The 19,121-nt window shown below is 70.9% G+C and carries 17 protein-coding genes and 1 pseudogene; 14 read left to right on the forward strand and 4 right to left on the reverse strand.

Annotated elements, in window-relative coordinates; translation table 11 throughout:
- Positions 1 to 23: 23 nt before the first annotated feature.
- The 4 genes from ABZ848_RS43580 (at position 24) to ABZ848_RS43595 (ending at position 4,375) form a co-directional block, all read left to right on the forward strand.
- On the forward strand, positions 24 to 824 hold the full coding sequence (locus tag ABZ848_RS43580) for a Tat pathway signal sequence domain protein (RefSeq protein WP_360841114.1): 801 nt from the start codon (positions 24 to 26) through the stop codon (positions 822 to 824).
- A 56-nt stretch (positions 825 to 880) separates the two neighbouring features.
- Complete coding sequence (locus ABZ848_RS43585; protein WP_360841115.1) at positions 881 to 2,200, forward strand: copper amine oxidase; 1,320 nt, start codon at positions 881 to 883, stop codon at positions 2,198 to 2,200.
- A gap of 102 nt (positions 2,201 to 2,302) precedes the next feature.
- Positions 2,303 to 3,550 carry an SAV2148 family HEPN domain-containing protein gene (locus ABZ848_RS43590; RefSeq protein ID WP_360841117.1) on the forward strand — a complete coding sequence of 416 codons (1,248 nt, stop codon included), beginning with the start codon at positions 2,303 to 2,305 and terminating at the stop codon, positions 3,548 to 3,550.
- 102 nt (positions 3,551 to 3,652) lie between these two features.
- Positions 3,653 to 4,375 carry a 3'-5' exonuclease gene (locus ABZ848_RS43595; protein WP_360841118.1) on the forward strand — a complete coding sequence of 241 codons (723 nt, stop codon included), beginning with the start codon at positions 3,653 to 3,655 and terminating at the stop codon, positions 4,373 to 4,375.
- Between the two features lie 21 nt (positions 4,376 to 4,396).
- Here ABZ848_RS43595 and ABZ848_RS43600 read toward each other — a convergent pair whose 3' ends face one another.
- Both ABZ848_RS43600 and ABZ848_RS43605 read right to left on the reverse strand, forming a co-directional pair.
- Positions 4,397 to 4,897 (reverse strand): YbaK/EbsC family protein, encoded by a 501-nt coding sequence (locus tag ABZ848_RS43600; RefSeq protein ID WP_360841119.1) that lies wholly within the window; start codon positions 4,895 to 4,897, stop codon positions 4,397 to 4,399.
- On the reverse strand, positions 4,867 to 5,841 hold the full coding sequence (locus tag ABZ848_RS43605; RefSeq protein WP_360841120.1) for a DMT family transporter: 975 nt from the start codon (positions 5,839 to 5,841) through the stop codon (positions 4,867 to 4,869). Before ABZ848_RS43605 ends, ABZ848_RS43600 begins: the two co-directional genes overlap by 31 nt.
- Positions 5,842 to 5,934: 93 nt before the next feature.
- Between ABZ848_RS43605 and ABZ848_RS43610 the strand changes: the two genes are divergently transcribed.
- Positions 5,935 to 6,849, forward strand: coding sequence for a LysR family transcriptional regulator (locus tag ABZ848_RS43610; RefSeq protein WP_360841121.1), 915 nt, complete (start codon positions 5,935 to 5,937; stop codon positions 6,847 to 6,849).
- A gap of 4 nt (positions 6,850 to 6,853) precedes the next feature.
- On the opposite strand, the gene ABZ848_RS43615 is transcribed toward ABZ848_RS43610, so the two are convergent.
- Complete coding sequence (locus ABZ848_RS43615; protein ID WP_360841122.1) at positions 6,854 to 7,717, reverse strand: aminoglycoside phosphotransferase family protein; 864 nt, start codon at positions 7,715 to 7,717, stop codon at positions 6,854 to 6,856.
- Between the two features lie 201 nt (positions 7,718 to 7,918).
- Here ABZ848_RS43615 and ABZ848_RS43620 point away from each other — a divergent pair, with 201 nt between their 5' ends.
- The 5 genes and pseudogenes from ABZ848_RS43620 to mgt all read left to right on the forward strand — a co-directional run bounded on the left by ABZ848_RS43620 (position 7,919) and on the right by mgt (position 13,376).
- Positions 7,919 to 8,854, forward strand: a complete 936-nt coding sequence (locus ABZ848_RS43620) for a sugar ABC transporter permease (RefSeq protein WP_360841124.1) — start codon at positions 7,919 to 7,921, stop codon at positions 8,852 to 8,854.
- On the forward strand, positions 8,851 to 9,684 hold the full coding sequence (locus ABZ848_RS43625; protein WP_360841126.1) for a carbohydrate ABC transporter permease: 834 nt from the start codon (positions 8,851 to 8,853) through the stop codon (positions 9,682 to 9,684). The genes ABZ848_RS43620 and ABZ848_RS43625 overlap by 4 nt, the downstream gene beginning before the upstream one ends.
- The gene (locus ABZ848_RS43630) at positions 9,684 to 10,967 is read left to right on the forward strand and encodes a sugar ABC transporter substrate-binding protein (protein WP_360841128.1); all 1,284 of its coding nucleotides are present in this window, start codon (positions 9,684 to 9,686) and stop codon (positions 10,965 to 10,967) included. Before ABZ848_RS43625 ends, ABZ848_RS43630 begins: the two co-directional genes overlap by 1 nt.
- Positions 10,968 to 11,293: 326 nt before the next feature.
- Entirely contained in the window at positions 11,294 to 12,073 is a 780-nt protein-coding gene (gene erm / locus ABZ848_RS43635) for an ErmE/ErmH/ErmO/ErmR family 23S rRNA (adenine(2058)-N(6))-methyltransferase (RefSeq protein WP_360841130.1), read from the forward strand.
- A 63-nt stretch (positions 12,074 to 12,136) separates the two neighbouring features.
- Positions 12,137 to 13,376: pseudogene (gene mgt / locus ABZ848_RS43640) on the forward strand (macrolide-inactivating glycosyltransferase).
- Positions 13,377 to 13,441: 65 nt separating this feature from the next.
- Here the strand turns inward: mgt and ABZ848_RS43645 are convergent.
- Positions 13,442 to 15,703, reverse strand: a complete 2,262-nt coding sequence (locus ABZ848_RS43645) for an MMPL family transporter (protein ID WP_360841131.1) — start codon at positions 15,701 to 15,703, stop codon at positions 13,442 to 13,444.
- Between the two features lie 398 nt (positions 15,704 to 16,101).
- Here ABZ848_RS43645 and ABZ848_RS43650 point away from each other — a divergent pair, with 398 nt between their 5' ends.
- The 4 genes from ABZ848_RS43650 to ABZ848_RS43665 are packed head-to-tail and all read left to right on the forward strand — an operon-like array spanning position 16,102 to position 19,025.
- Positions 16,102 to 16,647: a DUF1697 domain-containing protein gene (locus ABZ848_RS43650; protein ID WP_360841133.1), complete on the forward strand. Its 546-nt coding sequence runs from the start codon at positions 16,102 to 16,104 to the stop codon at positions 16,645 to 16,647.
- A 56-nt stretch (positions 16,648 to 16,703) separates the two neighbouring features.
- Positions 16,704 to 17,732 (forward strand): 2-dehydropantoate 2-reductase N-terminal domain-containing protein, encoded by a 1,029-nt coding sequence (locus ABZ848_RS43655; RefSeq protein WP_360841134.1) that lies wholly within the window; start codon positions 16,704 to 16,706, stop codon positions 17,730 to 17,732.
- Positions 17,733 to 17,757: 25 nt separating this feature from the next.
- Positions 17,758 to 18,351, forward strand: a complete 594-nt coding sequence (locus ABZ848_RS43660; RefSeq protein WP_360841135.1) for a TIGR03086 family metal-binding protein — start codon at positions 17,758 to 17,760, stop codon at positions 18,349 to 18,351.
- Positions 18,352 to 18,407: 56 nt separating this feature from the next.
- On the forward strand, positions 18,408 to 19,025 hold the full coding sequence (locus tag ABZ848_RS43665; RefSeq protein WP_360841137.1) for a DsbA family protein: 618 nt from the start codon (positions 18,408 to 18,410) through the stop codon (positions 19,023 to 19,025).
- Positions 19,026 to 19,121 lie beyond the last annotated feature (96 nt).

Consider the following 19,121-nt stretch of genomic DNA (forward strand, 5'->3'; position numbering starts at 1 on the left):
AGAAGGGGGAGTAGGGGGAAGATGTGCGCAAGATAGTGCACCGCCATCTGGGCAAGGTGGTGGCCGGTGCGGCCATCGCGGTGGCCGGGACCGCCGTGATGGTCGGGATCACCCTGCCGGGGACTGCGGGGGCCGACGAGACGGGCGGGGGCAAGGCGGGTACGCAGGCCGCGCAGCAGGACGGGACCGTACCGGCGGGCGTCGTCGAGCAGGCGCCCGCGGAGGGCGACAAGGGCAAGGGCGGTGACCCGCTCACCGACGACGAGATCAACCGGGCCGCGCAGCTCGCCGCCAACCGGCAGCTGCTCAACTCCGCGGAGAACGTGGACGGCAAGCGCGGCCCGCAGCGCCTGTCCGTCGATCTCGCCGACCCGGAGAACGACGAGACGGACGACCCGAACCCGCCGCGGCGCGCCGACGTGACGTTCTACGACTACAAGAACGACACCCTCGTCACCAAGACCGTCAACCTCGACACCGGCAAGGTCGAGGACACCGGCGTCCAGCACGGCGTGCAGCCGCCGCTCAGCCGGGCCGAGAACGCCGAGGCGGCCGCGCTGCTCATCGCCGACCCGCTCGGCGCCGGCCTGAAGGCCGACTACAAGGACGCCACCGGCAAGGAACTCACCTCGCCGGACCAGCTGCTGTTCAACGGCGCGGTGTACCGGGCCACTCCCGGCTCCCAGCCGGCCGTCCTCGACAAGTGCGGCGAGCACCGCTGCGTGCGGCTGTTCCCGAAGGTGAAGAACGGCCCCTGGATCGACGCCCGGTCGATCGTGATCGACCTGAGCGCCCGCAAGGTCGCACAGCTCAAGCGCGGCTGAGCCGCTCGCCCGTTCACTTTTCCAACTTGCTCCTCCGGTAAGGGAGTCACCTTTTCATGCCCACCACCAGAACGAGTCGTGCACGCACGCGTGCGGCCGTCGGCCTTTCGGTGGCCGCGCTGGCCGCCGGCGCGACCACCGGGGCCGGACCCGCCGCCGCCCAGCCGAAGGCCGCCACCGCCGCCGTGGCCGACTGCAGCGCCAATTACAAGATCGAGCAGAAGCTCTCCAGCGGCACGACCTGGCGGATGTGCTGGCGCTACGACAGCAAGGCCGGACTCGTCCTCGACGACGTCTCCTACCAGCCCAAGGGCGAGGCCGCGCCGATCAAGGTCCTCAACAGCGCCCGGCTGGCCCAGATCGACGTTCCCTACGACGACGGCAGCGTCGAGTACGACGACCTCACCGGCTTCGGCTTCGCCCAGGGGCTGGTCAACCTGGCACCGGGCGAGTGCCCCGGCGGCACCATCAAGTCCGTCAAGGTGCCGGACTCCTGGGACCCGGACCACCCGGACGTCAACGGCCTGTGCACCACCACGCGCTCGCGCGGGCACGCGTACCGCATGCAGGGCGACACGGCGAACAAGGTCTACCAGGCGCAGGGCAAGGACCTCCTCGTCTACACGGTCAACCAGGTCGGCTGGTACGAGTACATGACGGAGTGGCGCTTCCAGGACGACGGCACGATCAACATGAACGTCGGCGCCACCGGCAGCCTCTCCTGGGACGACTACGACGCCGGGGACGGCCGCGGCTGGCCCATCGGCAAGAACGCCAGCGCCTACGCCACCAGCCACAGCCACAACGTCTTCTGGCGCCTGGACTTCGGCCTGGACGGCTCCTCCAAGGGGAAGGTCGAGCAGTACGACTCGGCCGTCACCGCGCCCGCACACGGCCAGCAGGCGCCGACCAACAAGACCACCCGCACCAAGGTCACCAAGGAACTCGCGGGCGACGCCAAGACCTACCGCTGGTGGCGGATGGTCAGCGCGACCGGCAAGAACAAGGACGGGCACGCGCGCTCGTACGAGATAGTCCCCGGTGCGACCACGAGGTACCCGGGGCGCAGCTTCACCAAGCACGACGTGTACTTCACCGAGTACAACAAGTGCGAGCAGTTCGCCAGCAACAACCCGGGCAACTGCCCCGCCGGGGCGGGCAAGTCCGTCGACAAGTGGGTGAACGGCCAGACCCTCACGCACCCGATCGTCTGGATGAACGTGGGCTTCCACCACATCGCCCGGGACGAGGACCAGCAGCCCATGCCGGTCCACTGGCAGGGCTTCTCCATCGCCCCGAGGGACGTCACGGCTATGAATCCGCTCACTCCGGACGAGCTCTCCTGGCAGAACGGCCACTGGCGACCGCGTAGTTGAGAAAGACCCTGTCCATCCGGCTGCACCGCCGACCGCTCCCGGAGTACCCTTCCTTGATCGTTGGCACGGGGAGAGCTCGGGGGAGCGGAAGGCGGTGCTCGGGTGGGGTCGGGAGGGCTGGAGTTGCCCCCTGGTGACGAGGGTCACGAGGGGAACTCCGCAGACGTCCCGCCCGGCACGGTGTCCCTGGCCAGGCCCATGGAGACGAGTTCCATCGGGCCGGAGCTGGACTGGGACGCCGACGCCTGGCGCGAAGTACGTACGCGCGCACAGCGAGCGGGACGGGCCTACATCTGGCTGAACCTCGTAGAACAGCGGCTGCGCGCGGTCGTGGCCGCCGTCCTGCGTCCCATCTACGAACCCGTCCACGGGGACGAGTGGGTGATCGCGGCGGCCGGACCGGCCGGCCAGGAGTGGGTGCAGCGAGCGGTCGCGGTACGCGAAGTCAGCCGCCGTAAGGGCTACTTGCTCGACCCGGCCGACGACAACGTCCTCAGCTTCCTCACTCTGCCCCAGCTGCGCGAGCTGATGGTGCAGCACTGGCCCTGCTTCGAGCCGTACGTCGACGACCGCCGCGACGTCGAACTCGCCCTGGACGAGCTGGAAGTGACCCGCAACGTCGTCTCCCGCAACCGGGCGCTGTCCGAGGCGGTCCTGGGCCAGGCCGAGCGGGCCGCCGCCAAGCTGCTCGACGTGCTCGGCGCGGGCGGGGACGTACCCTCGGCGCGCCGGCTGCCCGTGGACGCGGTGGAGGACCTGGTCGGCGACCGGTACGCCGACGTGGTCGCCGTACACCCCGACCGGGTGCGGCTGCTGCGCCAGTTCCCCGCCGAGGACATCTTCGCCGGCGCCCGCCGCCTGGACGCCGTCGGCATCGGCCTCAACCTGCTCGTGCAGAACTTCTCCGGCCGCCGCCTGGTGCGCCTGGCCGAGGCCGGCTGCCGCGTCCGGCTGCTGTTCCTCAACCCGGCCTCCAGCGCGGTCAAGCGGCGCGAGCGCGAACTGGGCATGAAACGCGGCGAGTTGAGCCGCGCGGTCGAGATGAACATCCTGCACATGCGCCGGGTCCGGGCCCGGCTGCGCGACCCGGGCGCCTTCCAGATCCAGGTCTACGACGAGACACCGCGCTTCACGGCCTACCTCGTGGACGGCGACGGCGCGGACGGCATCGCCGTCGTGCAGTCGTATCTGCGCAGGTCCCGCGGCATGGAGGCGCCGGTCCTGGTGCTGCGCAACGGAAGCCGCGTGGTCAAGTCGGACGACATGGACAAGGGAGTCGAGAGCGGGCTCTTCCCGACATACCGCGAGGAGTTCGAGACGTCCTGGGCGGATTCGCGTCCCGTGTCCTGAACTGTCCGGGGCCGTAAGCGGAATGCGGTCCTCTGATTGTCAGTGGCACATGGGAAGGTGGAGACCACTGGGGGAAAGCACCACCAAGAAGGGGGGCCGCCCATGGGCTGGCACCGGGAGCTGCTGATCGGCTTCGACCTGGAGACGACCGGGACCGATCCGCGCGAGGCGCGCATCGTCACGGGCGCCGTGATCGAGTTCAGGGCCGGACAGCCGATAGGGCGCCGGGAGTGGCTGGCGGATCCGGGCGTGGAGATCCCGGCGGACGCGGTGGCGGTGCACGGGATCAGCAACGAACGAGCGGCCGCGGAGGGCCGCCCGGCGGACCAGGTGGCCGACGCCATCGCGGACGTCCTCGTGACGTACTGGAAGACGGGCGTGCCGGTCGTCGCCTACAACGCGGCCTTCGACCTGAGCCTGCTCGCTGCCGAACTGCGGCGGCACGGCCTGCCGTCACTCCGCGACCGACTGGGCGGCCTCGACCCCGCCCCGGTCGTCGACCCGTACACCATCGACCGCTGGGTCGACCGCTACCGCCGCGGCAAGCGCAACCTCGAAGCGGTCTGCACGGAGTACGGCGTCCCACTGGAGTCCGCGCACGACGCGACGGCCGACGCCCTCGCCGCGGCCGGCCTGGCCTGCGCGATAGCCGAGCGCCACCCCAAGATCGCGGCCCTCGGCCCGGCGGAGCTGCACCACAAGCAGATCGAGTGGTACGCGGAATGGGCGGCGGACTTCCAGAGCTTCCTGCGCCGCAAGGGCGACGCGACGGCGGTGGTGGACGGCACGTGGCCCTTGCGGGAGTTGACGGACGAGCCGGTCTGAGAGGGGCGGCTCGGGGACCGGTCACGCCGGAGACGCGGCGCTCGCGATGCGTTCGACGCGGGGCCTGGCCACTCGCTCGTAGTCGGGGCCGGAGACGGCCAGCGAGCGATCGAGGCGGGCGGCGTTGAAGTACAGCCGCGGCCGGCCGACGAGATCGGGGTCGGCGACGAGTTCGAGCTCGGGGTCGAAGCTGAAGGGGAGCACGGTGCCGGGCATCGCACGGGCCAGTCGCTCGGCGGTCTCCGCATCGCTGAACCCGACATAGCGGGCGGCGAACAACGTCCGTACGGCATCCAGGTCCACGCGCCGGTCCCCGGGCACGACCGCGAGGACGTGCCGGGTCGTCCGCCGGTCCGTCTTCACCCGCAGCACGATGCACTTCGCCGCCTCGGACACGGGGTGGCCACGCAGTGCGCTGACGGCCTCGGTGGCGCCCTCGGGGGCGTGGCCGATCAGCTTGTAGTCGACGGAGGAGGTGTCGAGCAGGGAGATCAGACGCTCGTAGGTGTCGTGCTCGGGCATCGGACGTCCTCTCCGTGTGCTTGACCGTCGCTGTGGGGTTCGTGGGCTTGAACGGCGGTCTCGTGCGGGGCGGCGGTGCGATGGGCGCGTTCCACGGACTGGCCCCAGTAGGTGCCGGTCACCATCAGGGCCGCGCCGAGTGCGGTGAGCGCGGTGAGGTGCTCGCCGCCGAGTGCGACGCCGACGGCGACGGCCCACACCGGCTCCGTGCCCAGCAGCAGGCTGGCCCGGCTGGCGGAGGTGCGCTGCACGGCCCAGGTCTGCGCGAGGAAGGCGAACACGCTGCAGAACAGGGCGAGATAGACCAGCTGGGTCCAGGTCGCCGTACCGGCGTGGGCGAGCGTCGGCAGGCCGCCCACGGCAGTCGGCAGGAACAGGGCCGTGCCGACGAGCGTCTGCACGGTCGTCAGCTGCAGCGGGCGGATAGCACGGCCGACGGTGAGGCGTCCCACGAGCGCGACATGGCCCGCTCGCACCACCGCGGCGCCCAGCATCAGGAGGTCGCCGAGGCGCGGGGCGTGGAATCCGTTGCCGGACATCAGCAGGCCGACGCCGAGGACGCACAGGGCGGCCGCGGCGAAGAAGAGGGGAGGGGGTCCGCCGTGCGCGCGGTCGAGGAGCGGGGTGAGCACGATGGTGAGGCTGATGATCAGCCCCGCGTTGGCGGCACTGGTGTGGGCGACGCCGTAGGTCTCCACGACCAGGACCGCGGCCTGCGTCACCCCCAGGGGAAGCCCGGCCCGCAGCTCGTCCCGGGTCCAGCGGCGCGTCCCACGACGGCCTGCGGCCAGGCCGAGACAGGCGAGCGCGGACAGGGCGTAGCGGGCGAACAGCACCAGCAGTACGGGGAGCGCGGAAGTCGCCGTCTGGGCGGACAGATAGCTGGAGCCCCAGACGACGGCGACGAGGAGGAGTACCGCATCGGTACGGCGAACGTCGGTCACCCGCCCACGGTGCACCGCGACCGTCCCTGAAGCCCAGTACCACCTTCTTAAACAATCATTTAGCAGCCCTACATCGACTCCTACACTTGGACCATGGACGAACGGCAGCTGCGGATCCTGCGGGAGCTCGGTGAGCTGGGCAGCGTCACGGCGGTCGCCGAGGCGCTCCTGGTGACCCCCTCGGCGATCTCCCAGCAGCTGCGGCTGCTGCAGCGGTCGATCCCGGTGCCGCTCACCGAGCGCCGGGGGCGGCGGCTGGTGCTCACGGACGCCGGGCAGGCGCTGGCGGGCGCGGCGATCGAGGTGGAGACGGCGCTGGCACGGGCCCGGCACACCGTGGGGGAGTTCCTGGACCGACCGGAAGGGGAGGTCTCGGTGGCGGCCTTCCACAGCGCGGGCGCGACCTTCTTCCCCCTCCTCCTGCGCGCGCTCGGCGGGCCGGGCGCCCCGGTCCCGAGGCTGGCCGACGAGGACGTGGCCCAGGAGGACTTCCCGCGGCTCACCCGCGAGTACGACCTGGTCCTCGCCCACCGCCTGGACCACACCCCACCCTGGCCGGACACGGTGACCGCGACCACGCTCCTGCGTGAGCCCCTGGACGTGGCGATGCCCGCCGACCACCCCCTGGCCGCCAAACGCCGGGTGACCCCGCGCGACGTCGCCGACCAGCCCTGGATCACCGTGCATGACGGCTTCCCGGTCCTGGCGACGATCGAGGCGATCGCGGCGGCGGCCGGACGACGCCTCCATCTCGCCCACCGCATCAACGAGTTCGCGGTGGTCGCCGAGGCGGTGGCAGCGGGCGGCGGCCTCGCCCTGATGCCCCGCTGGACCGTGCGCCCCCACCCGGACCTGGTCCTACGCCCCCTGAGCGGCGTACAGGCCAGACGCCACATCGACGCGCTGTACCGCCCGGAGCGGACGGCCAGGGCAGCGGTCCGTACGGTCCTGGGGGAACTCCGCCGGGCGGCGCAGTCGGTTCAGAACGGCGAGACCGGGAGTACGTAGGCGCTCAGAAGGAGTTCCAGCGCACCGTCTCGTCCCCGGCCCGCAGGGAAGCCACTCTCCGCTCGAACTCGGCCAGGGCCTTGGGGTTCGACGGCGCGTGCTGGGCCACCCATGCGCAACTGGCCGTCTCCCGAGCGCCCCGCAGCACGGAGCACCCCTCCCACTCCCGGACGTCCCAGCCGTACGTCTCGACGAACCCGTCATAGGCCGCCGCGGGCAACCCGTACCGGTCCCGCGACAGGGCCATCACCACCAGGTCGTGCTCGCGCAGGTCCGCCGAGAAGGTCTCCAGGTCGACCAGAACGGGGCCGGCCGGGCCGACGTGCACATTGCGGGGCAGCGCGTCGCCGTGGATCGGGCCCGGCGGGAGGTGCGGTGTGAGCGCGGCCGCGGCCGCCGCGAAGCCGTCCCGTCGCTCGCGCAGATACTCCGCGTCCGCCGCGTCGATCGCGTCCCCCGCCAGCCGCAGCCACCGCTCCACGCCCCCCAGCAGCTCGCGCGGCGGCAGGCCGAAGGGAGGCGTGGGGAGTGCGTGGACGACCCGCAGCAGTTCGGCCAAATCCCGTGGCTCGGCGGGACGTACGGGATCGGGCATCCGGTGCCACACGGTCACCGGATGTCCCTCGACCAGCAGCGGCTTCGGCTCCGCCGCCCGCACCGCGGGCACGCCCTCCTCGGCCAGCCAGAGCGCGATGTCCAGTTCGCGGCGCGCCCGGTCCAGGAGTTCGGCGTCGCGGCCCACCTTGACGACCAGGTTGCCCGCGGCGAACACCGCGTTCTCGCCCAGGGCGAGGAGCCGCGCGTCCCGGGCCGGACCGGGCAGCACCCCCGCCGCGGCCAGTACGTCCCGCGCCCGTGCCTCGTCCATCGCCTGCCTCCCAGCTCCGCGTGCGCCCACCGGCGGACGGCGTCGAGATTCCGCCATCCCGCGCCAAGTCTCGCATTCGCACAGGTCGGACCGTGTGCGCGGTGCCTTGACGGGGCGGATCACCTTCACGACCATGACGGAGGCCGACCGGACCCCACGTCACGAACCACCCCGTCACGAGCGTGCGAAGGAGCCGATCACGTGACCTTGGCGAGCGCGACGAGGCGGTCGGCGCGGAGCGCGCCGCGCGCCGCCGGGGACCGGCCGCTCGCCGACCGCGGGGCCTGGTTCCTGGTGCTGCCCGCGCTGATCCCCATCCTCGTGCTCAGCGTCGGACCCCTCCTCTACGGGATCCTGCTGGCCTTCACCGACTCCCAGTCGGGCCGCACCCAGGCCACCCGGTGGATCGGCGGGCTCAACTTCCAGGACCTGCTGCACGACACGCTGTTCTGGGAGTCGTTCCGGATCGGCCTGGTATGGGCGGTCGGGGTGACCGTGCCGCAGTTCCTCCTCGCGCTCGGCCTCGCCCTGCTGCTCAACGAGGACCTGAAGCTGCGCTGGCTGGCCCGCGCCCTCGCGATCGTCCCGTGGGCGATGCCCGAGGTCGTCGTCGGCATCATGTGGCGGCTCGTCTACAACCCGGACGCCGGCGTCCTCAACGAGACCCTGCGCGACCTCGGCCTCGGCGACGGCCGGGACTGGCTCAGCGGCCTGGCGACCGCACTGCCCGCGGTGATCGTCGTCGGCGTCTGGGCCGGCATGCCGCAGACCACGGTCGCCCTGCTCGCCGGACTGCAGAACACCCCGCGCGAACTGCACGAGGCCGCCGCGGTCGACGGGGCCGGCGCCTGGCGCCGCTTCCGCACGGTCACCTGGCCCGCGCTGAGACCGGTCGCCCTCGCCATCACCGCGCTCAACCTGATCTGGAACTTCAACTCCTTCGCCCTGGTCTACGTGCTGACCAACGGCGGCCCCGGCGGCCGCACCCGCCTGCCGATGCTGTTCGCCTACGAAGAGGCCTTCCGCTACGGGCAGTTCGGGTACGCGGCGGCCATGGGCTGCGTGATGGTCGCCGTGATCTCCGTGCTGCTCGCGCTCTTCCTGGTGGGCCGCTTGAGGGGAGGCGACGACACATGAGGACCAGGACCGGCACCCGTATCGGCCAGTACGTCGCCCTGCTCGCGTATCTCGTCTTCCTCGCCTTCCCGCTGCTGTGGCTGCTGTCCACCGCGTTCAAGTCCCCGCGCGAGCTGGGCAGTCTGCACCCCACCTGGATCCCCCGGCACCCGACGCTCGACAACTTCCGGCAGGCCTTCGACGAACAGCCCCTGCTGCACGCGGCGTTCAACTCCCTGCTGGCCGCGGCCGGCGCCGCCGTCATCGCCGTACTGATCGCGACCCCGCTCGCCTACGTCATGGCCCGCAGACGCACCCCGCTCACCCGGGCCGCCACCGGATGGGTGGTGGTCAGCCAGGCTTTCCCGCTGGTCCTGGTGATCATCCCGCTGTTCCTGGTGCTGAAGAACCTCCGGCTGATCAACTCGCTGTTCGGGCTGACGCTGGTCTACGTGGTCTGGGCGCTGCCCTTCGCCCTGTGGATGCTCGTCGGTTACGTCAGAGCCGTGCCGGCCGAGGTCGAGGAGGCGGCGGCGGTCGACGGAGCCGGGCGGCTGCGGACGCTGGTGTCGGTGGTGGCGCCGCTGCTCGCGCCCGGGATCACGGCGACGGGACTGTTCGCGTTCGTCACCGCGTGGAACGAGTTCTTCTTCGCGCTGGTCCTGCTGAAGACCCCGGAGAAACAGACCCTCCCGGTCGTACTCACCCACTTCATCGGCGCGGAGGGAGTCGCGGACCTGGGCCCGCTGGCCGCGGCCGCCTTCCTCGCGACGCTGCCCTCCCTCGTCGTCTTCGCGGTCATCCAGCGGCGGATCACCGGCGGCATGCTCACCGGGGCGGTGAAGAACTGATGCGCGCCAGAACGCTCTTCCTGCTCACCCTGGCTCTCGCTCTGCTGGCGGGCTGCACGAGCGGCGAAAGCGGCACCGCGGACGGCCGGATCGTCCTCCGTTTCCAGTCCCTGGCCTGGCAGGAGGAGTCGGTGGCGGCCAACAAGGAGCTGGTGAAGGAGTGGAACGCCGGTCATCCGGGCGTCAAGGTCGAGTACGTACAGGGGAGTTGGGACAGCGTCCACGACCAGCTGCTCACCTCCTTCGAGGGGGGCGAGGCACCCGACATCATCCATGACGCCTCCGACGACCTCGCGGACTTCGCGTACGGCGGCTATCTCGCCGACCTGACCGACCTGCTGCCCGCGCGCCTCAAGTCCGACATCCCGCAGCGGAGTTGGGAGACGGCGACCTTCGGCGACGGCGTCTACGGCGTGCCCTTCCTCCAGGAGCCGCGGGTGATCGTCGCCAACGCGAAGTGGCTGAAGGAAGCGGGCGTGCGCATCCCGACTCCCGAACACCCTTGGAGCTGGCCGGAGTTCAGAGAAGTCACGCGGCAGCTCAGCGGCAAGGGCAAGTACGGCGTCGCCTGGCCGCTCAAGGAGCCCGTCTCCGCGACCCTCAACCTCTCCCTGTCAACAGGCGGCCGACTCTTCCAACGGGGCTCCGACGGCAAGGTGACGGGCCGCTTCGAAGCGGCCGATCAGATCGTGCCGCGCACCGTCCACGACCAGGTGAACGTCGATCACAGCGCCTCGCCCACCACGCTGGGCAGCGGCGGCTCGGACACGCTGCCCGGGTTCTTCGGCGGCAAGTACGCGATGGTGCCGCTCGGGTTCTCCTACCGCCAGCAGATCGTCCAGCAGGCGCCCAAGGGCTTCGAGTGGCAGGTGCTGCCCGCTCCCGCAGGCGCCGACGGTCTCGCCCAGGGCGTCAGCCCGCAGACCCTGTCCATCGCCGAGGACAGTCCGCACAAGAAGGAGGCCGCCGAGTTCGTCGACTTCCTGCTGCGGCCGAAGAACATGGTGCGGCTGGCCCTGGGGGACTGGATGCTGCCGACCGGCACCGAGGCGTTGCAGGACCCCGCTCTGCATACGGCCAAGGACGGCTGGGCGACCGGCACCGCCCTCGCGGCCCACCTCAGTTCGGCACCGGCGCAGTCCGTGCGCGGCTACCCCGAGTGGAAGGACAAGGTGGCGACCCCGGCCTTCCAGGAGTACTACAGCGGCGCGATCGGCCTCGCCGAACTGCGCAGACGCCTGGAGAAGGACGGCAACCTGGTGCTGGCGCGCTACCAGCGCTGACGCCCGCCGCGTCTCCGTCGCCGATGCCCGCCGCTCCCCTCGCCCGCGCGGAAAACGGGTTGTCCCCGCCGCTCGGCCACGCCTAACGTGCCGTCCGTGGCAGCTTGCAACGCGATCATCAACACCGGTCTCGGCCGGGGCACCGCGCACTCCAACCGGATGCGCCGCGGCCCCGGAGCCCTGACCGGCACGGAGGCCGACGCCCGCTGATCAACCGGCGGTTCGCCGCACGCTGCGTTCTCTTCTTCGACGACGCTTCTCTTCCTGTCTTCCGGTCAGGGCCCGCGCTGCCCTCTCCCTCTCCACGGAAGACAAGGACGCAGGCCATGGCCCGCCCCACGCACACCACACGCGCGCTCTCGCAGAACTTCCTCGCCGACCGCGCCACCGCCGCACACCTCGCCCGAATCGCCGTCCCGAACGGCAGCCGAGCCCCGCTCCTGCTCGAAGTCGGCGCAGGAAAAGGCGCGTTGACGGAACATCTCGCCCCGCGCTGCCGGGAGCTGCGCGCGTACGAGATCGACCGACGGCTCCTCCCCGGACTGCGCACCCGATTCGCCGAAACCGCCCAAGTGCACGTCGTCGGCGGGGACTTCCTCACCGCACGCCCACCACACTCGCCCTTCTCCGTCGCAGGGAACGTGCCCTTCTCCCGTACCGCCGCCATCGTCGACTGGTGCCTGCGCGCACCCGCTCTCCTCGACGCCACCCTGCTCACCCAGCTCGAATACGCGCGCAAGCGCACCGGGGACTACGGGAGTTGGACCCTGGTCACGATCCGCAGCTGGCCCTGGTACGAGTGGCGGCTGGCCGGCCGGGTGGCCCGGACGCGGTTCACGCCGGTGCCGCGCGTCGACGCCGGGATCGTCCGGATCGAGCGGCGCCGCACCCCGCTGCTGGCGCCCGGCGCGCAGGAGGGCTGGCGGCACCTCGTGGAGCTCGGCTTCTCCGGCGTCGGCGGCAGCCTGCACGCCTCGCTCCGCCGGGCCCACCCGAGGCGCCGGGTGGACGCGGCGTTCAGGGCGGCGGGTCTGGAGCGCCGGGTGCTCGTGGGCGAGGTGCCGCCGGGGTGCTGGCTGCGGCTGTACGAGGCGCTGTCTTCCTGAGCGGCTGGGCGCCCTCGGCGTAGTGACGGCGGGGGCGCCCTCATCGACGTAACCGCTAATTGATTGGACGAGACGTATCGTCTCGTCTACCTTCGCTCACATGACCAGTCGCGCTCACATCGCCATGTTCTCCATCGCCGCCCACGGCCATGTGAACCCCAGCCTGGAGGTGATCAGTGAGCTCGTCGCCCGGGGGCATCGGGTCACGTACGCGATCCCGCCGCTGTTCGCGGAGAAGGTCGCCGAGACCGGTGCCGAGCCGAAGCTCTGGAACTCCACACTGCCGGAGCCGGGTGCCGACCCCGCGGCCTGGGGGACCGAACTCCTCGATCACGTCGAGCTGTTCCTGGCCGACGCGATCCAGGCGTTGCCGCAGCTGGCGGAGGCGTACGAGGGGGACGTACCGGATCTCGTGCTGCACGACATCACGGCGTACCCCGCCCGCGTCCTCGCCCACCGCTGGGGCGTGCCCGCGATCTCGCTCTCGCCGAACCTAGTGGCCTGGGAGGGGTACGAGGAGGAGGTCGCCGAGCCGATGTGGGCGGAGCCGAAGAGCACCGCGCGCGGGCAGGCGTACTACGCCCGGTTCCAGGCCTGGCTGGAAGACAACGGGATCACCCTGGATCCCGACTCCTTCGTCGGCCGGCCCGAGCGCTCGCTTGTCCTGATTCCCAGGGTGCTGCAGCCCAACGCCGACCGGGTCGACGAGTCGACGTACACCTTCGTCGGCGCCTGCCAGGGTGACCGGTCGGCGCAGGGCGAGTGGCGGCGGCCGGACGGTGCCGAGAAGGTGGTGCTGGTGTCGCTGGGCTCGGCCTTCACCGACCGGCCCGGCTTCTACCGGGAGTGCGTGCGTGCCTTCGGCGAGCTTCCGGGCTGGCACCTCGTGCTGCAGATCGGCGGGCAGGTGGATCCGGCCGAGCTCGGGGACGTACCGCCGAATGTCGAAGTACGTTCCTGGGTGCCGCAGTTGGCGATCCTGCGGCAGGCCGATCTGTTCGTCACGCATGCCGGGGCCGGCGGCAGTCAGGAGGGGCTGGCGACCGGTACGCCGATGATCGCCGTACCTCAGGCCGTGGACCAGTTCGGCAACGCCGACACGCTGGAGTCGCTCGGGGTGGCGCGCCGCATCGCCACGGAGGAGGCCACCGCCGAGACATTGCGTTCCGCCGCCCTCGCGCTCGTCGGGGATCCCGAAGTGGCCCGGCGGCTCAAGGAGATTCAGGCGGGCATGGCCCAAGAGGGCGGCACGCGCAGGGCTGTTGAACTCGTCGAGGCCGAACTGCCCGGCCGCCGGGCATGAGAGAGGGCCCGTTGGTTCCCCGGTGACCAACGGGCCCTCAGCTAAGGGGGGTTGTCAGAGGGTTGTCAGACCCTCAGGCGCTCGTCCTGGTGCGGCTGCTCGTGCGTGATGAGTTCCGGCGACTCGTCGTGCGTGAGGTCGGGCAGCCGGTTCAGCCACTTCGGCAGGTACCAGTTGCGCTCGCCGAGCAGTGCCATCACCGCCGGGAGCAGCACGCCCCGGATGATCGTCGCGTCGATGAGCACCGCGGCCGCGAGGCCCACGCCCATCTGCTTCATGGACTGCATGGACAGCGTTCCGAAGATCGCGAACACGGCGACCATGATGACCGCGGCGCTGGTGACGACCCCGGCCGTGGTGACCACGCCGTGCTGGATCGCGTCCCGCGTCGAACGGCCGCGCAGCCGCGCCTCGCGGATCCGCGAGACCACGAACACGTGGTAGTCCATCGACAGGCCGAACAGGATCACGAACAGGAACAGCGGCAGCCAGGTGATGATCGCGCCGACGCCCTCCGCGCCCACCAGGGACGCGCCCCAGCCGTGCTGGAAGACGGCGACGAGGATGCCGTAAGCCGCGCCCACCGAAAGGAGGTTGAGCAGGATCGACGTGATCGCGACCGTCAGCGAGCGGAAGGAGAGGAGCATCAGGGCGAAGGCGAAGACCACGACGAACGCGAAGACCGGGACGACCGCGCCGCCCAGCTGGTCGTTGAAGTCGTGCGAGCCGGCGACCTGTCCGGTGATCGGCGCCTGAACGCCGTCCACCTTGCCCAGAGTCGCGGGCCGTACCTCGTCGCGCAGCTTCTCCAGGCTGGCGCCCGCCTTGTCCAGGTCGGAGCCGCCGACCAGCGGGACGTACACGTAGGCGATGTTCTGCGCGTCGTGCAGCTTGATCTCGACCGGGCCGCGCGAGGCGCCCGAACTGATCGCCCTGTCCTTGAAGTCGGCGAGCGCGGACTTCACCTCGGGGGCGTTGATGTCCTTCGCCTTGACGACCACCTCGGCCGGCTCGGAGCCGCCGGGGAAGGCGTCGTTGACGCGGTTGTACGTCTGCACGATCGGCAGCGAGTCGCCGAACTCCTGGTCCAGCGTGAGGTTCTGCGTCTTCATGCCGATCGCGGGGGCCGCGACGGCGAGCAGCGCGCCGGCCGCGACGAGGACGGAGACCAGCGGCTTGGCCAGTACGCCGCGCAGGACCGCGGTCCAGAAGCGGCTCTCCCCGCCCGTGCGGGCGGCGCGGCGCTCCATCGCCTTGCGCAGGAAGGGGATCCGGCCCTTCTCGACCCGCTCGCCCAGCAGTGAGAGCAGCGCGGGCAGGACCGTCACCGACCCGACCATGGCGACCGCCACGACCATCAGCGAGGCCAGGCCCATCGCCTCGAACTCGGCGAGACCGGTGAACAGCATGCCCGCCATCGCCACGCACACCGTGACGCCGGAGACGATGATCGCGCGGCCACTGGTCGCGGCGGCGACCCTGAGGGCCGTCTGCGCGTCCCGTCCGGCGGCGCGCTCCTCGCGCTCACGGCGCAGGTAGAACAGGCAGTAGTCGACGCCGACGGCCAGACCGACCAGCAGCATCACGGAGTTGGCGGTGTCGCTCATCGGCATGATGTGGCTGACGACGCCCATCAGGCCCATCGTCGCCATGATCGCGGTGATGGCCAGAGCTACCGGCAGCAGCGCCGCGACCAGCGCGCCGAAGGCGATCAGGAGAATGCCGAGGGCCACCGGTACGGCGGACAGCTCGGCCTTCTGGAAGTCGTCGCCGAACGCGTCGTCGAACGTCTTCATCATGCTGGCGCCGCCGATCTCCTCGATCCGCAGCGTCTCGTGGTCCTTCTGCACACCGGCGACGGCCTTCAGCACGGGCTCCACACGGTCGCCCGCGGTGTCCGAGTCGCCGCGCATGTCGAACTGCACCAGCGCGCTGCGGCCGTCCTTGGAGATCGTCGGGGAGGCCGCGTCGTACGGCGACTTCACGTCCGTGACCTTGCCGGTCCCGTCGACGGCCTTGACGACGGAGGCGACCGCGGCCTTGAACTCGGCGTCGGTCGCCTTGAGTTGACCGTCCTTCGCCTGGACGAGGACCGTCTCGCTGGCCGGCTCCTCGATCCCGGCGTCCTCGATGATCTTGGCGGCGGTGTGTGTCTCGCCCTTGAGCTGGTCGCTTTCCTTGACGTCGACGCGGCCCGCGGCCGAGCCGGCGCCCATGGCCAGGACGACGAACAGCACCCAGATGCCGACGGCAGCCCATCGGTGCCGGGCGCTCCAGCCGCCGGCCCGGGCGGCTATGCCCCGCACCCGCGAATCTCCGTTCCCCATGATGGGCTTGCCCCCTCGTGAGCGGTGACAGCCCCCTGCCGCCACCTTTCGCTTCGAAGGTATGGGCGCGATAAGGCCGTCTCGTCGTGCTCCCCGGTGAAGTGATGTGCGCCGAAGTCATCCGCTCGGACCCGGGCGTCTCACCGCTGGGGAGGACCGCGGCCCCTTACATCTATTTGTGTTCCTCCGGGCTACTCGTGAGTAATGATCAGGGTGTCCGGTCCTTCCGCATCGCTCCGGCTTTGTTGTTACGAAACCTTGTTGAACAAGTCACAGCTGCGTGTAGGTGTTGATCCGGGCGGGCCCATCGGCCAGAGTTTCGCGCAGTCCGCCCCCACGCGGACCCGGCCGTCGTGCCCACCCCCACGGGGCACGACGGCCGCCTTAGGGTGTGCGCCATGACGACGACGTATGCGGCGCTGCTGCGCGGGATCAACGTGGGCGGCAAGAAGAAGCTCCCGATGGCCGAGCTGCGGCAGCTGATGGAGGGGCTCGGGTACGAGGGCGTACGCACCCACCTCCAGAGCGGCCAGGCGGTCTTCGCCACGGGCCACGGCGACGAGGCGTCCCTTGCCGCCGAGCTCACGCAGGCGATCGAGAAGCGCTTCGGTTTCTCGGTCGACGTGATCGTCCGCGACCACGCCTATCTCAAGGCGGTCGCCGAGGCCTGCCCCTTCCCGGCGGCCGAGCTGGAGCCGAAGCAACTGCACGTCACGTACTTCTCCGCCCCGGTGGACGCGCAGCGCTTCGCGGAGATCGACCGGGAGGCGTACCTCCCCGAGGAGTTCCGCCTGGGCGACCGCGAGCTCTACCTCTACGTCCCGGAGGGCCTGGGCCGCTCCAAACTCGCCGAACACCTCGCCAAGCCCCGCATCAACAAGGGCGTGATCGCGACGACCCGCAACTGGAACACCGTGCTGAAACTGGTGGAACTCACGGCCTGAAGCGAACGCGGCACAAGGTCGATGTGGCGTACACGTCAGTGTGCGAGGCTCGGTGTATGCGCTACATCATCATCGGAGCGGGAGCCGTCGGCGGTGCCGTCGGGGGGCGTCTCGCGGGGGACGGGCATGAGGTCGTTCTGGTTGCGCGGGGTGCGCAGCTCGCGGCGTTGCGGGAAGGGGGGCTGCGGCTGAAGGTGCCGGACGGGGATCACGAGTACCGCCTCCCCGCTGTCGAAGGGCCCGGTGAGCTGGGGGAGTTGAGGGCCGACGACGTGCTCGTGCTCGCCGTCAAGACTCAGGACACCGTCGCCGCCCTGCAGACCTGGGGCCCGGCGCCCGTCGCCGGCGGCGGCAGCGCGGCCGAGCGGCTGCCCCTGTTCTGCGCGCAGAACGGCGTCGAGGGCCAGCGCCTCGCCCTCCGTGTCTTCCGGCATGTGTACGGCGTCTGCGTCTGGCTGCCCGCGACCCACCTCGAACCCGGTCACGTCTCCGCCGGCGGCGCCCCGCTCACCGGCATGCTCCACCTCGGCCGCTATCCCCACGGCACCGACGAGACCGCCCGCCTGGTCGCCGCCGACCTGGAGAAGACCGGCTTCTTCGAGGCGCCGGTCGTGCCGGACGTGACCCGCTGGCAGTACGCCAAGCTGCTCACCAACCTCAGCAACACGCTCCAGGCGCTGTGCGGCGAGGACGGCGGCCAGGACAGCCGGGCCGCCCTGCGTGCACGCGTGCGGGCCGAGGGCGAGGCCGTGCTCGCCGCCGCCGGGATCCCGTACGCGAGCGTCGCCGAGCAGCAGGCTCTGCGCGGCCACAAGGTCGACCTCGTCCCCCTCGCCGGCGCTCCGCGCGGCGGCGGCTCCACCTGGCAGTCCCTGAGCCGGGGCACCGGCAGCGTCGAGTCCGACTACCTCAACGGCGAGATCGGCCTCCTCGGCCGCCTGCACGGCGTACCGACCCCGGTCAACGACCTCCTCCAGCGGCTCGCGGGCACCTTCGCGCGCGAGCGGCGCGAGCCCGGATCAATGCCGATCGGCGAACTGGTGCGGCTGGCCGACGAGGCTGTCGCGTTTGTTCAAGAGCCCTGAGCGGCCGCTCCCTAGCGTGGGGTGCATGACGTACGACGACCCGCAGCACCTGCACCCGTACATGACCGAATGTGCCGCCGAGGCGGCGCGCGTCGCGCGCGGCGTCACGGCGGACCAACTCGGCGACCGCACCCACTGCCCCGACTGGGACGTCCGCGCCCTGGTCAACCACTGGGTGCTCTACACCTCCCACGGCCTGGAGCACCGCGCCCTGCGCAAACAGCTCCCCGAGGAGCTGACCGCCCGCGACTTCACCGCCGACCCCGACTGGCCCGCCGCCTACGCCGCCCAGCTCGACCGTGCCGTCGCCGCCTGGGCCGACCCGGCGGTGTGGGAGGGCGAGGTCGACCTCGGCATGGCGAAGATGCCGGCCGTCCAGATCGCCTCCATGGTCATCAAGGAGATGGCCGTCCACGGCTGGGACGTCGCCACCGCCACCGGCCAGAAGTTCCGCATCTCGGACGACGCGGCCCGCTTCGTCCTCGGCGTCGTCGAGGAGCACGGCGACCTCTACCGCCAGTACGACGGCTTCGCCGACCCGGTACCGGTACCTGACGACACGCCTGCCTTCGACCGCGCCCTCGCCGCCAGCGGACGGGACCCGAAATTGGGCCAGTGAAACACTGCTCAATTGGGTCGAGACCCTGATCCATCCGCGCGAATAGCGTCCAGGGCATGACGAACACCGCTCCCACCCGCGTCGACTTCTGGTTCGACCCCGCCTGTCCCTTCGCCTGGATCACCTCCCGCTGGATGCTGGAGGTCGAGCGCGAACGCCCGCTCGACCTCCGCTTCCATGCGATGAGCCTCTACCTGCACAACACGGGCAACGACCTCCCCGACTGGTACCGCGAGTTGGTCGACAAGTCGATCGGCCCCGTACGGGTCGCGGTGGCCGCCGCCGAGCGGCACGGGGAGAAGGTGCTGCGCGAGCTGTACACGGCCTTCGGCGCGCGGATCCACGAGCGTCGGGCCCAGGACTTCGACGCCGTGATCGCCGAGTCGCTGGAGGAACTCGGACTGCCCGCCGACCTGGCCGACGCCGCGCACGATCCGGGCCACGACGAGGCCGTACGCCGCAGCCACCAGGCCGGGGCCGAGCCCGACTCCGGCGGCTATGTGGGTACGCCCACCATTCATGTCGACGGAACGGTGTGGTTCGGGCCGGTGCTCCGGGCGATCCCCCGCGGCGCCCGCGCGGCCGAACTCTTCGACAGCTTCCGGGTGCTGGCGAAGGACCCCGACTTCTTCGAGCTCAAGCGCACCCGTACCGGATTGCTCCGCTTCGACTGATCCGATGAATCTGGTAAAGGAGTAGGTGATCGGCGGCTATTTCTGTCTCGTTCATTGACTGGTGCACCCAAGTACTCCTACCTTTCCCGGCGTTGG

Source organism: Streptomyces sp. NPDC047081 (assembly GCF_040643775.1).
Lineage (GTDB): Bacteria > Actinomycetota > Actinomycetes > Streptomycetales > Streptomycetaceae > Streptomyces.

Excerpts from the sequence above, each read along its gene's own strand:
- ABZ848_RS43585 (WP_360841115.1), top strand. The coding sequence starts at position 881 with ATGCCCACCACCAGAACGAGTCGTGCACGCACGCGTGCGGCCGTCGGC.
- ABZ848_RS43595 (WP_360841118.1), top strand. The coding sequence starts at position 3,653 with ATGGGCTGGCACCGGGAGCTGCTGATCGGCTTCGACCTGGAGACGACC.
- ABZ848_RS43600 (WP_360841119.1), bottom strand. The coding sequence starts at position 4,897 with ATGCCCGAGCACGACACCTACGAGCGTCTGATCTCCCTGCTCGACACC.
- ABZ848_RS43610 (WP_360841121.1), top strand. The coding sequence starts at position 5,935 with ATGGACGAACGGCAGCTGCGGATCCTGCGGGAGCTCGGTGAGCTGGGC.
- ABZ848_RS43615 (WP_360841122.1), bottom strand. The coding sequence starts at position 7,717 with ATGGACGAGGCACGGGCGCGGGACGTACTGGCCGCGGCGGGGGTGCTG.
- ABZ848_RS43625 (WP_360841126.1), top strand. The coding sequence starts at position 8,851 with ATGAGGACCAGGACCGGCACCCGTATCGGCCAGTACGTCGCCCTGCTC.
- ABZ848_RS43630 (WP_360841128.1), top strand. The coding sequence starts at position 9,684 with ATGCGCGCCAGAACGCTCTTCCTGCTCACCCTGGCTCTCGCTCTGCTG.
- erm (WP_360841130.1), top strand. The coding sequence starts at position 11,294 with ATGGCCCGCCCCACGCACACCACACGCGCGCTCTCGCAGAACTTCCTC.
- ABZ848_RS43645 (WP_360841131.1), bottom strand. The coding sequence starts at position 15,703 with ATGGGGAACGGAGATTCGCGGGTGCGGGGCATAGCCGCCCGGGCCGGC.
- ABZ848_RS43650 (WP_360841133.1), top strand. The coding sequence starts at position 16,102 with ATGACGACGACGTATGCGGCGCTGCTGCGCGGGATCAACGTGGGCGGC.
- ABZ848_RS43655 (WP_360841134.1), top strand. The coding sequence starts at position 16,704 with ATGCGCTACATCATCATCGGAGCGGGAGCCGTCGGCGGTGCCGTCGGG.
- ABZ848_RS43660 (WP_360841135.1), top strand. The coding sequence starts at position 17,758 with ATGACGTACGACGACCCGCAGCACCTGCACCCGTACATGACCGAATGT.
- ABZ848_RS43665 (WP_360841137.1), top strand. The coding sequence starts at position 18,408 with ATGACGAACACCGCTCCCACCCGCGTCGACTTCTGGTTCGACCCCGCC.